Here is a 14,660-nt window from a genome sequence, read left to right as displayed (position 1 = left end):
GCCCGCCCCCGCCGCCCCGGCCCCCGCCCCGGCCCCCTGCCCCCTGACGGGGGGCCCCCCCCCCCGCCCGCCCCCCACCGCCACCATCACCTTCAGGACTCGAACAGCCCCTGGCCGACGTACCCGCCCTCGGGCGCGCCCGGCGGGAGCACGAAGACCGCGCTGCCCTCGGCGGTGATGAACTCGCTCAACCGGTCCGAGGCCGCCATCTTCTCCTGCGCGTCGATGAACGCCTGCGGGTCCGCCTGGAACGACACGAACAGCAGCCCCGCGTCGTACGGGTGCTCGGCGTGCATGTGCCCGTCGAGGTGGCCGTCCACCGCGGCGTCGGAGCTCACGTCCCCCTGGGTCAGGAACCCGTAGTCGTAGTTGTAGCCGCGGCGCACCATCGCCGCGTCGTGCACGACCGCGACGTGCGAGTCGGCGGGGACCGCGGGCAGCCCGGACGCGTCGAGCGCCGTGAAGTCCGGGTGGTCGAACTCGCCGCCGCCGCTCAGCGGCACGCCGGAGTCGCGGTCGCGCCCGAACGTCAGGTTCTGGTCCTCCGCGGTGAGCATCGACCAGTCCGGCAGCCGCATCCGGATCTTGCGGAACACCAGGTAGGTGCCGCCCTCGAACCACGACGGCTCCGAATCGACCGCCCACACCCGCGCGTCGAAGGTCTCGGACCCGACCTCCGGGTTCGCGCTGCCGTCCTTGAACCCCATGAGGTTCCGCGGCGTCCCGCCCCCGGACGGCGGCGACGAGAAGCCCTGCTGCACCCAGCCGAGCGTGCCGTAGCCGACCGCCCGCTTGCGCAGCTCCAGGAACGCGCCGCTCACCACCTGCTGGTCGTCGCCGCAGATCTGCAGGAGCAGGTCGCCGCCCGACCAGGCCGGATTGAGCTTGTCGCCGTCGAACTCGGGCAGCTCCGCCAGCTTCGAGGGCCGCACCGGCTCCAGCCCGGCCTTGGCGAACGTGCCCGGGCCGATCCCGAAGGTCACCGTGAGCCGCGCCGGGTCAAGCCCGGCCGCGACCGCTTCGGCGTCGAACTGGTCGTCGCCGTCGATCTTCGCCTTCGGCGGCGCCTCACCGGCGGCCAGCGCCGCCGCGACCGCCGACCAGTCCTGCAGGAGCGCCTGCAGGTTCGCCGCGACAGCGGCGGTGTCGAAGGCTTCTCCTGAGAGTGCCTTGTCGGACAACGCGAACGACGCGAACAGCGCGTGCCGCTGGGCCGGCGTCGTGATCCCGGCCTGCCGGTCCCCGAAGAACGGCTCCACGCCCGGTTCCTCGGCCGCGGCTTCGCCGCCGTCGTCCGCGGACGACGCGACGGCCATGCCGACGCCCGCGCCCACCGCCGCCGAGAGCGTCGCCCCCGCCAGCGCCGCGCGCCGCGACACCAGCACGTCGCCGTCCTCGTTCTCCTTGGGCGGCTTGCGGAACCGCTGCCACAGCCCGATGATCACATCGATCGCGATGAAGGCGGCCAGTGAGATTCCCAGTAGCGGGAAGAACCAGCCCACCCCGGCCGCGACCGCCGCGACCAAGGCCGCCATCCACCACGGCAGGCCGCGCAGGCCGCCGCGGGGATACGGGCGCCCCACGCGGCCGCCCTTGGGCCGGCGCTGCCACCACATCCGGTAGCCCCACACGATCATGAGCACGACCGCGAGCATCGCCGCGGCGAGGATGAGCTGGTTCGCCAGGCCGAACAGGAGACCCATGTGCGCGGCGATGAACACGTTCGTCGCCTGCGCCATGAACGGCCAGTCCGCGAACCGCAGCTCCTCGGCGACGACCGGCGCGCCTTCGACCGTGTCGACCACGATCTGGTCCTGCTCCAGCGGCAGCGACCGGTGCGTCTCGGCGACCAGGTACTGCGTGCCCGTGCCCGTGGGCAGCGTGATCTGCAAGGGGCCGTTCATATCCGCGTCCCGCGCGGTCGTGTACACGCTGTCGAGCAGGGCGATCGCGAACGGCGAGGCGCCCGTCGCGCCCGAGTGGTCGTGCTCGGCGTGGTCCCCGCCCGAGGCGCCGGAGTCGTTGGAACCAGCAGAGTCCAGAGCGACCGAAGGCGTGGTCCAGCTCAGCACCTCGCGCAGCTCGGCGACATGCTCGCCCGCGTACCGCGACCAGGTCAGGCCCGTCACCGACAGGAACAGCAGGACCGCGACGAGCCACAGCCCCACCGGGCCGTGCCAGGCGAGCGTCCGCGCCCGCCCGGTGCCGGTCGGCTTCGGCCGCCAGAACCCGCCCGCGCGGCGCTTGCGGAGGATCCACAGGACCAGGCCGCCGAGTGCCACCACCCACAGCCAGCTCGCCGCGAGCTCGCTGTATAGGCGGCCCGGCTCGCCCAGATGCAGGTTCCGGTGCAATGTGGAGATCCACTCGCGCACCGGCCCGGCCTGCGAGGACCCGTACGAGGTCGAATCGCCCAGCACCGCACCGGTGTACGGGTCGACGTAGACGGCCGCGACCGCACCCGACTCGCGGGACACGCCGTCGTCCACGAGCACCGTCGTCGAGGCGTCGTCCTCGGCGGCCGGCCGCACCGCCGTCACGGTCCAGTCCGGGTGCGCCGCAGTGACGGCCTCGACCTGGGCGGCGATGCTGAGGCGCTCGCCGCCGACATCGACGGTGCGCAGATCCGAGTAGAGCGCGTCCTCCAGCGGGTAGGAGAGCGCGTAGGCCAGCCCGGTCACGGCCGAGACCAGCAGGAACGGGGCGATGAGGAGACCGGCGTAGAAGTGCAGCCGGAGGAGCAGCTGCCGCAGGGCAGCCGAGATCTTGGGTTTGTCAGACATGGTTCGCTTTCCGAGCAGCCTGGGGCCAGTGGGGGGCTTCCAGGCAGGGTTCAGCGCCGAAAGACGCTGGGGGACAAAAGACTCAGGAAACAGCGAACCGCGGTGGACCGCGGTGGGAGATTTGCGTGCGCACCGCCGGCACCGGGCGCGGCGTCTGCGTCCGCAGTACGAACCGGCGCGGCCGGATGACCACGAGCGCGCCCGCGCCGAGCACGCGGATCACGCTCGCGAAGAACAATGTCAGCGCGTCCAGCAGCTTCGCGAACGCGGCGTCACCGCGCGCCAGCCACGACGCCTGCGCCAGTGCGGCCGCGATGTGCACCAGCCACATGCTCAGGCCGGCGCCGTGCGCGTGGCCCACAGCGGCGACCGCGCCGATCTCGAAGAACTCGTGCAGCCCGAACTGCGCCGCGAGGCACAGGGGCGCGAGTGCGAGGAAGCCGCGCTGGCGTCCGCCGATCCCGTAGGCGGCGGCGAAGAGGAGTGCGACGGCGGCGGCGAACTGGAGGGGGCCGGGCGCGTGCCCGCCGCTCCAGAGGTGCAGCAGGAGTGAGGCGGACGCCGAGACGGCGGCGAACACGGCGGCCCGCAGCAGTCGGAACGGAGTCTCTCTCACTTGCACTGGCGTATTGTGGCACGGCTGCGGACGCGCGAGCACCCCCGCGTCGGGCATCCGACACGGGGGTGTCCGGTAAGGCTAGGCCCGCTTGGGGCCGTAGGTGAGGCGGCGCAGCAGGACCTCGAACGGGCCGCGCTTCCCGGCCTTGTCGAGCGCGACCGCGACGGTCACGGTGACGAGCCAGGTCCCGAACGCGACGCCGAACGCCGTCAGGTAGCCGATGTCCTCGCCGAGGCCGAAGCCCCACACGGTGAGCAGCGGCGCCATGATGATCGACTGCAGCAGGTAGCAGGTGAGCGACCGCTCCCCGACGGCGGCGAGCGCCCCGGGGACGCCCCGGCGGCCGTAGCCGCGCAGCTTGTGCGCGAGGAGCGCGAACCCGCAGATGTAGCCGAGGCCGGCGTACATGCCGCCCAGCAGGGTCACGAAGTACGCGGCGATGAAGACCCAGTTCGAGGGCTCCCAGGCGCCGAGGGCGATGAGCGCCACGGGAAGCGCGCTCAGCACGTTCACGATCATGCCGGTGATGAAGACGGTCCTGAGCTGCGGCAGGTGCTCCGCGGGGTGGTCGATCCAGCCCGAGCGCTGGAGCACCATGCCGGCGGCCACGAGCGGGATGAACATGGCCAGCAGGACGCTGACGACGTTGAGGGTGATCGATATGGTCGCGCCCGTGATCATCTGCTCGACGTACGGCGGGACGCCGCCGAAGGCCAGCGGGTTGCCGCCTTCGCCTTCGCTTTCGCCGCTGCCGGCGCCGAAGAGGAAGGCCAGGATCGGGAGCCCGATGACGACGAGGTAGATCGAGGACCACACCAGCCATTTCTTGAGCGCCTTGTCGGAGAGGTGCACGAAGAACAGTGCGACCAGGCCGGCGGCGCCGTACGGGGCGAGGATGTCCCCGAAGAACAGGAGCATGGCGTGCAGGAGGCCGAAGACGATGAGCCACCACGAGCGGCGGCGCAGGATCTTGCGCACGCCCTTGGCGTCCATGCCGCGCGCGAACATGCGCGAGGCCATGACGGCGATGCCGAAGCCGTAGAGGATCGCGAACATCGGCCGGGAGCGCTCGGCGATCACCAGCTGCTCGATGAACAGCGCGATGTGGTCGGCGCCCGACTGCCCGGTGTAGTGCCCGTACTTGTCGGTGGCCATGCCCCACATGTGGTTCGGGACGTTGGCGAGGGCGATGAACAGCAGCATGCCGCCGCGCGCGATGTCGGGTGCGAGTGAGCGCTCGGACTTGCTGATCGAGGCGGGCCGCCCCGGCGGACCGGCGGTGGCGAGGGGGATGGTGGCGGACACGACGGGCTCCTTTGTGGTCGTGACGGGTTTCGGTGGTTTCCGGTTCCAGTGTAAGGATTTCGCGCGCTCCTCACGGTAACGCCGGACGCCGCCGGGAACCGCCGCCCGCAGTACCCTCCTCGTCCTCCCGGGGCACTACCGCCGCCAGGCGGTGTCGTACCGGGGGAGGACGACCGCGGTCCTCAGCCCGCCGGACACGGCACCGCCCCCGCGCCTGTCCGGCGCGGGGGGCGGTGCCTTTGACTCAGGACCGCTTGGGGCCGTAGGTGAGTCGACGCAGGAGCACTTCGAACGGGCCGCGCTTCCCGGCCTTGTCGAGCGCGACCGCGACGGCCACGGTGACGAGCCAGGTCCCGAACGCGACGCCGAACGCCCCGAGGTACCCCAGGTCTTCACCGAGGCCGAAACCCCACGCGGTGAGCAGCGGCGCCATGATCAGCGACTGCAGCAGGTACGACGTCAGCGACCGCTCGCCGACCGCCGCCAGCGCCCCGGGGACGCCGCGGCGGCCGAAGCCGCGCAGCATGTGCGCGAGGAGCGCGAACCCGCAGATGTAGCCGAGGCCGGCGTAGAGGCCGCCCAGCAGCGTCAGGTAGACCGAGGCCACCCACAGCGCCTTCGAGGGCTCCCAGGCGCCGAGCGCGATGAGCGCCACGGGAAGCGCGCTCAGCACGTTCACGGCCATGCCGGTGATGAAGACCCGCTTCAGCTGCGGCAGGTGCGCTTCGGGGCGCTCGATCCAGCCGGCGCGGTGGAGCATCATGCCCGCGACGACCAGCGGGAAGAACGAACCGGTGAGCATGATGCCGAGGACGCCGGTGGGCGAGGCGATCGCGCCGACCAGCATCTGGTTGAGGTACGGCGGCAGGTCGAACGACGGCGGCGAGCCGGCGCTGGTGAAGAAGAACGCCATGACCGCGTTGCCGATGAGCACGACGTACGCGATGGATCCCCAGAGCCAGGTCTTGAGCGACTTGTCGGAGAGGTGCACGAAGAACAGGGCGATGAGGCCCATCGCGCCGTAGGGGGCGAGGATGTCGCCCCAGAACAGGAAGACCGAGTGAAGGGTGCCGAAGGCCAGGAGCCACCAGGAGCGGCGGCGCAGGACCTTCCGGACGCCCTTGGCCTTGACGCCGCGCGCGAGCATGCGCGAGGCCATGATCGCGATGCCGAAGCCGTAGAGGACCGCGAACATCGGGCGGGAGCGCTCGGCGATGAGGAGCTGCTCGAAGAAGTAGGCGATGTGGTCGCTGGCCGACTGCCCGGTGTTGTGGTTGTACCGGTCGAGGCTCATGCCCCACAGGTGGACCGGGACGTTCGCCAGGGCGATGAACAGGAGCATGAAGCCGCGCGCGATGTCGGGCGCGAGCGAGCGCTCGGCTTTGGCGATCGGGGCGGGCGCCAGGGGCGGCGCGGGTGGATCGGCGGTGGCACTGGGTGCGGTGGTCACGGCGGGCTCCCTCACGGGTGGGTACAAGGGTGTGGTTTCCCTTGTCAGCCTAGGGATTTCCGAGCCCGAACGCGGTAGTGCAGGCCCCCATCCGGCACTGCAGCCAGCGGTACCCGAGGCGGACTCGGGTTCGAAGGAATGTCGTACCCCCGGCGTATTTTTGATCCAGGGGTCCCTCTTGTGTCCGTTTTGCGATAGACGCTCCAAGGCGCTCCTGGACACTCCCAAAAACGCCGAAGAGCCCCGCCGCAAATGCGGCAGGGCTCTCTTGCGTTGTGTCGCTTACGCCTTGGTGAACAAGAGCGCCGCGTTGTGGCCGCCGAAGCCGAACGCCGTGTTGAGCGCGGCGTTCAGGTCCACCTTGCGGGCCTCGTTCGCCGCGACGTCCAGGTCCAGGCCCGGGTCGGGGTTCTCGAGGTTGATCGTCGGGGGGATGACCCCTTCGACGATCGCCAGGATCGCCGCGATCGACTCGACCGCGCCCGCGCCGCCGAGCAGGTGCCCGGTCATCGACTTGGTCGCGGTCAGCACCACGTGGTCGCCCACGACGCGCTTGATGCCCTTGATCTCCGCCATGTCGCCGACCGGAGTGGAGGTCGCGTGGGCGTTGACGTGCCCGATCTCCTTCGGGTCGATGCCGGCCTGCTTGATCGCCGCCGCCATCGCCCGGCCCCCGCCCCGGCACTCCGGGTCGGGCTGGACGATGTCGTACCCGTCGGAGGTCAGGCCGGAGCCCGCCACGACGGCGTAGATCCGCGCCCCGCGCGCCTCGGCGTGGTCGCGGCGCTCCAGGATCAGCGCGCCGGAGCCTTCGCCCATGACGAACCCGTCGCGGTCGCGGTCCCAGGGCCGGGAGGCGTGCGTCGGGTCGTCGTTGCGGGTCGACATGGCCTTCATCGAGGAGAAGCCCGCCATCGGCAGGCCGCCGATGACCGCCTCCGCGCCGCCGGCCACGACCACGTCGGCACGGCCGAGGCGGATCATGTCGGCGCCCGCGGAGATCGCCTCAGCAGAGGTGGCGCACGCGCTGGTGGGGGCGTGCACGCCGGCCTGGGCGCCGAATTCCAGGCCGACCACCGCGGCGGGCCCGTTGGGCATGAGCATGGGCACGGTGAACGGGGAGACCTTGCGGGGGCCGCTCTGCTCCAGGATGTCGTCCTGCGCGAGCAGGGTCAGCGCCCCGCCGATGCCGGAACCGAAGACGACGCCCAGGCGTTCCTTGTCGAGGTCGTCGTTCAGCCCCGCGTCGTCCCACGCCTGCTGAGCCGCGACGAGCGCGATCTGCTCGGAGCGGTCGAGTCGGCGCAGCCGGACCCGGGGCAGGACCTCGGAGGGCTCCACTGCCAGCTCGGCGGCGATACGGCAGGGGAGTTCCTGTGCCCATTCGTGCTCGAGCAGGTGGACCCCCGACCGTCCGGCCACGAGTGCTTCCCAGGTAGACGCCACATCGCCCCCGAGGGGGGTGGTCGCGCCGAGCCCGGTGACGACTACCTCAGTCACATTTAGCCCTTTTCGATGTAGGAGACGGCGTCGCCGACGGTCTTCAGGTTGGCGACCTGGTCGTCGGGGATCTTCACACCGAACTTCTCTTCAGCGGCGACGACGACCTCGACCATGGCGAGCGAGTCGACGTCCAGGTCGTCCGTGAACGACTTCTCGTCGGCGACGTCATCGGGGTTGACGCCCGCGACCTCTTCGAGAATGTCGGACATGCCTTCGCGGATCTCGTCACGAGACAGAGCCATGAGTTATTTCCTCTCGATAATTACGGGCAGCGGATGACTTGCCCGGCGTAGGTGAGTCCGCCGCCGAATCCGAACAGGAGGATCGGGGCGCCGGAGGCCACCTTGCCACTTTGTACCAACTTCGACAGCGCCAGCGGCACCGATGCCGCCGACGTGTTGCCGGAGTAGACGATGTCCTCGGCGACGACGCAGTCGTCGTTGAAGTCGAGGCGCTTGGCGATGCCCTGGATGATCCGCAGGTTCGCCTGGTGCGGCACGAAGGCCGCGAGCTCGTTGACCTTGAGGCCCGCCCGCTCCGCGACCTGCTCGATGAGCGGCGCGAGCTGGGTGGTGGCCCAGCGGAACACGGTCTGGCCGGCCTGCTTGATGAACGGGACGTCCTCCTCGATGCGGATGACGTCGCTCATCGACGGCTCGGAGCCCCACAGCACCGGGCTGATGGCCAGCTCCGGGTCGTCGGTGCCCTCCACGACGACCGCGCCCGCGCCGTCGCCGAAGAGGACGCACGAGGAGCGGTCCTCCCAGTCGGTGACCGCGCTGAGGCACTCGGCGCCGATCACGAGCGCGCGCCTGGTCGCGCCGGTCCGGATGGCCATGTCGGCCTGGGCCAGCGCGTACTCGAAGCCCGAGCAGGCGGTGTTGATGTCGATGGCCGCCGGTGCGCCGATGCCGAGCGCGTCGGAGACGCGGCAGGCGGTGTTCGGGCACAGGTCCTTCGCCGAGACGGTGGCGACGATGACCATGTCGATGTCGGCGGCGGTGAAGCCGCCGTTCTCCAGGGCCTGCCGCGCGGCCTCGATCGCGAGGTCCGCGACCTTCTGGCCCTCGGCGGCGATGCGGCGCTCCTTGATGCCGACGCGCGAGACGATCCACTCGTCGTTGGTGTCGACCATCTTGGCGAGGTCGTCGTTGGTGAGGATCTTCTCCGGCTGGTAGTGCCCGACGCTGACGACGCGCGATCCGTTGACGCTCACTCGACTCCTTCGTTCGCTGCACTGTCGTTCAGTGGCAAGGCGGTGGCGGCGGCCAGGTCCTCGGGGGTGTTCACGTTGACACGCTCGACGCCCTTGAGGGCCCGCTTCGCCAGCCCGGTGAGCGTCCCTGCAGGCGGCAGCTCGATGACCGCCGTGACGCCCAGTTCTCCAAGCGTACTCATGCACGCGTCCCACCTGACCGGTGAGGTGACCTGTGCCACGATCTGCTGCAAAGCGGTCTTGCCCGAGGCCACGGGCCTGCCGTCGCGGTTGGACAGCAGCGTCCTGACCGGGTCGTCGGTCGCGATCTCGGCGGCCACGGCCTCCAGGGCCTCCTGCGCGGGGGCCATGTGCGGAGTGTGGAACGCGCCGGCGACCTTCAGCGGGATGATCCGGGCCTTCTCGGGCGGGCTCTGGGTGAGCTTCTCGATGGCGGCCACGGGGCCCGCGGCGACGATCTGCCCGGCGCCGTTGCGGTTCGCGGGCCACGCGCCGGCCGACTCGATCGCGGCGAGGACCTCGTCCTCGACGCCGCCGAGGACGGCGGCCATCGTGGTCGGCTCGATGTTGCAGGCGGCGGCCATCTCGCGGCCGCGCACGGCGGCGAGCCGGACGGCGGCCTCGGGAGTGAGGACCCCGGCGATGGCGAGCGCGGTGAGCTCCCCGACGGAGTGCCCGGCGACGACCAGGTCGGCCGTGGCGAGCTCCCCGGTGAGGAGCCGTTCGGCGGCCAGCAGCCCGGCGGCCACGAGCAGCGGCTGGGTGTTGGCGGTGTCGGTGATCTCGTCCTGCTCGGCGGTCGTGCCGAGGCGGACGAGGTCGAGGTCGATGATCTCGGACCACTCGCGGAGGCGTGCCTCGGCGGAGGGGTCTTCGATCCACGGCGTCAGGAACCCGGGCTTCTGCGAGCCCTGCCCGGGAGCGAGAATGGCAAGCACACTATGACTTTCGCATCGACAACAGGGAATACGGGAGCAGTCGGAGGACTGAAAGCCCGTGCGGTTCTTGTAGGGAATCTACAACACTCGTTGTCAACTGCGAGAACGCCGGGTGCCCGAAGCGTTCTCCAGGCGTCCTATGGTCAACCCCACACGGAGGACGAACGCCTCATGCGGTTCGGTGGGGGAGAAACCGGTCACTTCCTGGATCCGGCGGAGGCGGTAGCGGACCGTGTTGGGGTGGACGTACAGCTCGCGGGCGGTGCCCTCGAGGACGCCGCCGGAGGAGATGAACGCGTCCATGGTCTCCAGCAGCTCGCCGCCCGCGCGGCGCAGCGTCAGGTAGACGCTCTCGCGCAGGGTGCGGCGGGCCTCCTCGTCGCCCGCGATGGCCCGCTCCGGGAGGAGCTGGGTCGCGGTGACGGGCCGCGGCGCGTCCGGCCAGGCCGGGGCCGCCCGGTGCCCGGCCACGGCCGCCAGCGCGGACGTGGAGGCGTCCGCGAGACCGGTCACGGTGGGGCCCACCACGACCGGGCCGTCGCCGAACTGCCCGGTGAGCTTCTCGACGATCTCGACGGGCTCTTTGACTCCGCCGAGGAGGAGCACGAGGCGCGCGCCGTGGACGCCCGCCAGGATGTCCAGTCCGAGCCGCCTGGCGGCGCGCTGGACGGAGTGGAGCACGAGGGTGGCCTCCCCGCCGGGGGTGGCGCCGCAGACGACGGTGATCGTCTGCGTCTCGGACCAGCCGAGGGCCGCGGCGCGGCTGATGAGCTCGTCGGAGTTGTCGCCGCGCAGCAGCGCGTCGACGAGCATCGCCTGGAGGCGCGCGTCCCAGGCGCCCCGGGTCTCGGCGGCCCGGGCGTACACGCGGGCGGAGGCGAAGGCGATCTCGCGGCTGAAGCGCAGCACCGACTCGCGCAGCTGGTCCGTCTCGCCGTCGGCGGCGAGCGCGGGCACCTGCTCCTCGACCACGTCGATGACGACCTGGATGAGGGCGACGGTGTGCTGCAGGCTGATGGCGCGGGCGAGCTCGACGGGGGCGGCCTCGAAGACCATGTCGGACGTGCCGAGGTCCTCGCCGCCGTTGCGCAGCCACTCCAGGAACTGCCGTACCCCGGCCTGGGCCACGAGGGTGACCATCGAGCGCTGCTCGGCGGGCAGGTCGCGGAACCAGGGCAGGCGTTCGTCCATCCGGGTGAGGGACTGCGTCGTCAGCGCCGATGAGGAGCGTTCGATGTTCTGAATGGTCGTGGCCAGATCCATGCCCTATAGCCTGCCAGACGTGGTGAGCGCCGCGCATGGCCGTCTGTCGGAATAGCGCAGACGCCACTACTGTTGCGCGGAAGAGGACTGCAGAAGCCACGACAGAGAGGCGGCCCAATGGCCACGGTTGCACTGACCAAGGACAACTTCGAGGAGACCGTCACCGGCAACGGCATCGTGCTGGTGGACTGGTGGGCCGACTGGTGCGGCCCGTGCAAGATGTTCGCGCCCACGTTCGAGGCGTCGAGCGAGAAGCACCCTGACGTCGTCTTCGGGAAGATCGACACCGAGGACCAGCCGGAGCTCTCGGGCGAGGCCGGGATCCAGTCGATCCCCACGCTCATGGCGTTCCGCGACGGCATCCTCCTCTACAGCCAGCCCGGCGCCCTGCCGCCGGCCGCGCTCGAGGAGATCATCGAGAAGGTCAAGGAGCTCGACATGGACGCCGTGCGCGCCGAGGTCGAGAAGGAGGAGGCCGAGGGCCACGACCACCACGACCACGACGGCCACCAGCACTAAGCGGGGGCACGCGAAAGGGCGGGGCCGCGAGCATTGCGCTCGCGGCCCCGCCCTTTTTCGGCGTACTAGGAGTCGCCGCCCGCCTCGCCGGCTTCGGCGGCGGTCGGGTCGGTGATCTGGTACTTGGCGGCGGCCTGGGCCGCCAGCTCCGGCTTGACCTCGCCGCGGGCGGCGAGCTGCTGCAGGGCGGCCACGGTGATCGACTCGGCGTCCACGTTGAAGTGGCGGCGCAGGGCCCCGCGGGTGTCGGAGTGGCCGAAGCCGTCCGTGCCCAGCGAGGTGTAGTCGCCCGGCACCCAGCGGCTGATGAGGTCCGGCACGGCCCGCATGTAGTCGCTGACGGCCACGAACGGGCCCTCGGCGTCGGCGAGCTTCTGCGTCACGTACGGCACGCGCTTCTCGGCCTCCGGGTGGCGGAGGTTGTGGCGGTCGGCCTCGATGCCGTCGCGGCTCAGCTCGGTCCAGGAGGTGACCGACCAGACGTCGGCGGCCACGCCCCAGTCCGCGGCGAGCAGCTCGGCGGCCCTGGTGGCCCAGGACATGCCCGAGCCGGAGGTCAGCAGCTGTACTCGGGGGCCGGGGCCCTCCGCGGTCTGGACCTTGTGGATGCCCCTGAGGATGCCCTCGACGTCCACGTCGGCCGGCTCGGCCGGCTGCACGATCGGCTCGTTGTAGACGGTCATGTAGTAGAAGACGTGCTCGCCCTCGCCGTACATGCGCCGCAGGCCGTCCTGGACGATGTGCCCGATCTCGTACCCGTAGGCCGGGTCGTAGGACACGACCGCCGGGTTGGTGTGCGCGAGGAGCAGCGAGTGGCCGTCCTCGTGCTGCAGGCCCTCGCCGTTGAGCGTGGTGCGGCCGGCGGTGGCGCCGATGAGGAAGCCGTTCGCGAGCTGGTCCGTGGCGGCCCAGATCGCGTCGGCGGTCCGCTGGAACCCGAACATCGAGTAGAAGATGTAGAACGGGATCATCGGCTCGCCGAGCGTGTCGCCCGCGGTGCCCGCGGCGGTGAACGCGGCCATCGAACCGGCCTCGTTGATGCCCACGTGCATGAGCTGGCCCTGCTCGGACTCCTTGTAGGAGAGGAACAGGTCGCGGTCCACCGACAGGTACTGCTGGCCGTGGGTCGACCAGATCTTCGCCGTCGGGAACATCGCGTCCATGCCGAACGTGCGCGCCTCGTCGGGGATGATCGGGACCCAGCGCTTGCCGGTCTCCTTGTCCCGCATGAGGTCCTTGAGCAGGCGGACGAGCGCCATCGTCGTGGCGGCCTTCTGCTTGCCCGAGCCGCGCTTGGCCGACTTGTAGGCCTCTTCGCCCGGCAGGCTCAGCGGGATGACCGTGTTGCGCCGCTTGGGGATCGGACCGCCGAGGGCGGCCCGGCGGGCCTGCAGGTACTCGTCCTCGGCCGAGCCGGCCTCGGGCTTGAGGTACGGCGGCAGGTACGGGCTGGCCTCGAGCTGCGCGTCGGTGACGGGCATCTCGAGGGCGTCGCGGAAGCCCTTGAGGTCGTCGAGCGAGAGCTTCTTCATCTGGTGGGTCGCGTTGCGGCCCTCGAAGGTCGAGCCCAGCTTGTAGCCCTTGACGGTGTGCGCGAGGATGACCGTCGGCTGGCCCTCGTGGTCCATCGCGGCCTTGTACGCGGCGTAGACCTTGCGGTCGTCGTGGCCGCCGCGGCGCAGGTTCCAGATGTCGTCGTCGGAGAGCGGCTGCGCGAGCGCCTTCGTGCGCGTGTCGCGGCCGAAGAAGTGCTCGCGGATGAACGCGCCCGACTCGGCCTTGAACGTCTGGAAGTCGCCGTCGGGGGTGGTGTTCATGAGGTTCACCAGCGCGCCGTCGGAGTCCGCGGCGAGCAGCGGGTCCCACTCGCGGCCCCACATGACCTTGATGACGTTCCAGCCCGCGCCGCGGAAGTACGACTCGAGCTCCTGCACGATCTTCCCGTTGCCGCGGACGGGGCCGTCGAGGCGCTGGAGGTTGCAGTTGACGACGAAGGTGAGGTTGTCGAGCTCGGCGCCGGCCGCGAACTGGAGCGCGCCGCGCGATTCGACCTCGTCCATCTCGCCGTCGCCGAGGAAGGCCCAGACCTGCTGCTTCTTGGTGTCCTTGAGGCCGCGGTCGTCCATGTAGCGGTTGAACAGCGCCTGGTAGATCGCGTTGATCGGGCCGAGGCCCATCGAGACGGTGGGGAACTGCCAGTAGTCCGGCATGAGGCGCGGGTGGGGGTAGGACGGCAGGCCGCCCTGGGGGCGGGAGACCTCCTGGCGGAAGCCGTCGAGGTCGTCCTCGGTCAGCCGGCCTTCCACAAAGGAGCGGGCGTACATGCCGGGGGAGGCGTGGCCCTGGAAGAAGATCTGGTCGCCGCCGCCCTCGTGGTCGCGGCCGCGGAAGAAGTGGTTGTAGCCGACCTCGTACAGGTTCGCCGCGGAGGCGTAGGTCGAGATGTGGCCGCCCACGCCGATGCCGGGTCGCTGCGCGCGGTGGACCGTCATCGCCGCGTTCCAGCGGACGTACGAGCGGATGCGGTGCTCGACGGCCTCGTCGCCGGGGTAGTGCGGCTCGGCCTCCACCGGAATGGTGTTCACATAGTCGGTGCTCGTGGACGCCGGTACGCCGATCTGGCGCTTCCGGGCGTGCTCGAGCAGCCGCTGCATGACGTAGCGGGCACGGGTGCGCCCGCCGCCGTCGAGGAGGCCGTCCAGGGATTCCAGCCACTCGCTGGTCTCCCCAGGGTCAGTGTCCGGTACTTGGGTCGGCAATCCGTCACTGATGGGCGGCCGGTTCTGTTCCGTGGTCACGGGCGATCCCTCGTTCTAAGACTGCGGCTTTGCAGGGTTGCTCTTCAGGCAGCAGATGTCATCGATTTCTACCATCCTCCCTTGAATCTACCGCGAGCATCAGCCACCCACCCGCCTTGATGCGACCGCGCCCACACTCCCAGCGACTGTGAAACGCGCTCACCTGCTACGCCGTGAACGGCGTCCCGGAAAGCGAGATCACCGCCATGTGAACGTGTCCGCACGAACCCCCTCGGCGGCTTTGCGAAAGCCGCGGAGGACCGCTT

The 14,660-nt window shown here is 70.6% G+C and carries 10 protein-coding genes and 1 pseudogene; 1 reads left to right on the top strand and 10 read right to left on the bottom strand.

The window, feature by feature from the left end:
• Positions 1-92: 92 nt before the first annotated feature.
• The 9 genes and pseudogenes from O2L52_RS04645 to O2L52_RS04605 form a co-directional block, all read right to left on the bottom strand.
• Positions 93-2,783: a Dyp-type peroxidase gene (locus O2L52_RS04645; protein ID WP_270114157.1), complete on the bottom strand. Its 2,691-nt coding sequence runs from the start codon at positions 2,781-2,783 to the stop codon at positions 93-95.
• An 82-nt stretch (positions 2,784-2,865) separates the two neighbouring features.
• Positions 2,866-3,399, bottom strand: coding sequence for a hypothetical protein (locus O2L52_RS04640; protein WP_270114156.1), 534 nt, complete (start codon positions 3,397-3,399; stop codon positions 2,866-2,868).
• Positions 3,400-3,480: 81 nt separating this feature from the next.
• Positions 3,481-4,707 carry a DUF418 domain-containing protein gene (locus O2L52_RS04635; protein WP_270114155.1) on the bottom strand — a complete coding sequence of 409 codons (1,227 nt, stop codon included), beginning with the start codon at positions 4,705-4,707 and terminating at the stop codon, positions 3,481-3,483.
• Positions 4,708-4,951: 244 nt separating this feature from the next.
• Complete coding sequence (locus tag O2L52_RS04630) at positions 4,952-6,157, bottom strand: DUF418 domain-containing protein (RefSeq protein WP_270114154.1); 1,206 nt, start codon at positions 6,155-6,157, stop codon at positions 4,952-4,954.
• 282 nt (positions 6,158-6,439) lie between these two features.
• Positions 6,440-7,657: a beta-ketoacyl-ACP synthase II gene (fabF, locus tag O2L52_RS04625; protein ID WP_270114153.1), complete on the bottom strand. Its 1,218-nt coding sequence runs from the start codon at positions 7,655-7,657 to the stop codon at positions 6,440-6,442.
• 2 nt (positions 7,658-7,659) lie between these two features.
• Entirely contained in the window at positions 7,660-7,896 is a 237-nt protein-coding gene (locus tag O2L52_RS04620; protein ID WP_344472581.1) for an acyl carrier protein, read from the bottom strand.
• A 26-nt stretch (positions 7,897-7,922) separates the two neighbouring features.
• Positions 7,923-8,876 (bottom strand): beta-ketoacyl-ACP synthase III, encoded by a 954-nt coding sequence (locus tag O2L52_RS04615; protein ID WP_270114151.1) that lies wholly within the window; start codon positions 8,874-8,876, stop codon positions 7,923-7,925.
• Between the two features lie 35 nt (positions 8,877-8,911).
• Positions 8,912-9,814, bottom strand: a pseudogene (locus tag O2L52_RS04610) (ACP S-malonyltransferase); the annotation flags it as partial.
• 93 nt (positions 9,815-9,907) lie between these two features.
• Complete coding sequence (locus O2L52_RS04605) at positions 9,908-11,077, bottom strand: PucR family transcriptional regulator (RefSeq protein WP_270114149.1); 1,170 nt, start codon at positions 11,075-11,077, stop codon at positions 9,908-9,910.
• A gap of 117 nt (positions 11,078-11,194) precedes the next feature.
• Between O2L52_RS04605 and trxA the strand changes: the two genes are divergently transcribed.
• Entirely contained in the window at positions 11,195-11,596 is a 402-nt protein-coding gene (gene trxA / locus O2L52_RS04600; RefSeq protein WP_270114148.1) for a thioredoxin, read from the top strand.
• Between the two features lie 65 nt (positions 11,597-11,661).
• Here trxA and aceE read toward each other — a convergent pair whose 3' ends face one another.
• The gene (gene aceE, locus O2L52_RS04595) at positions 11,662-14,394 is read right to left on the bottom strand and encodes a pyruvate dehydrogenase (acetyl-transferring), homodimeric type (protein ID WP_270114147.1); all 2,733 of its coding nucleotides are present in this window, start codon (positions 14,392-14,394) and stop codon (positions 11,662-11,664) included.
• Positions 14,395-14,660 lie beyond the last annotated feature (266 nt).

This window comes from Glycomyces algeriensis (assembly GCF_027622855.1).
Taxonomy (GTDB): domain Bacteria; phylum Actinomycetota; class Actinomycetes; order Mycobacteriales; family Micromonosporaceae; genus Glycomyces; species Glycomyces algeriensis.
The sequence above is the reverse complement of the archived record's forward strand: the minus strand, read 5'-3'. Positions and strand labels throughout refer to the sequence as shown.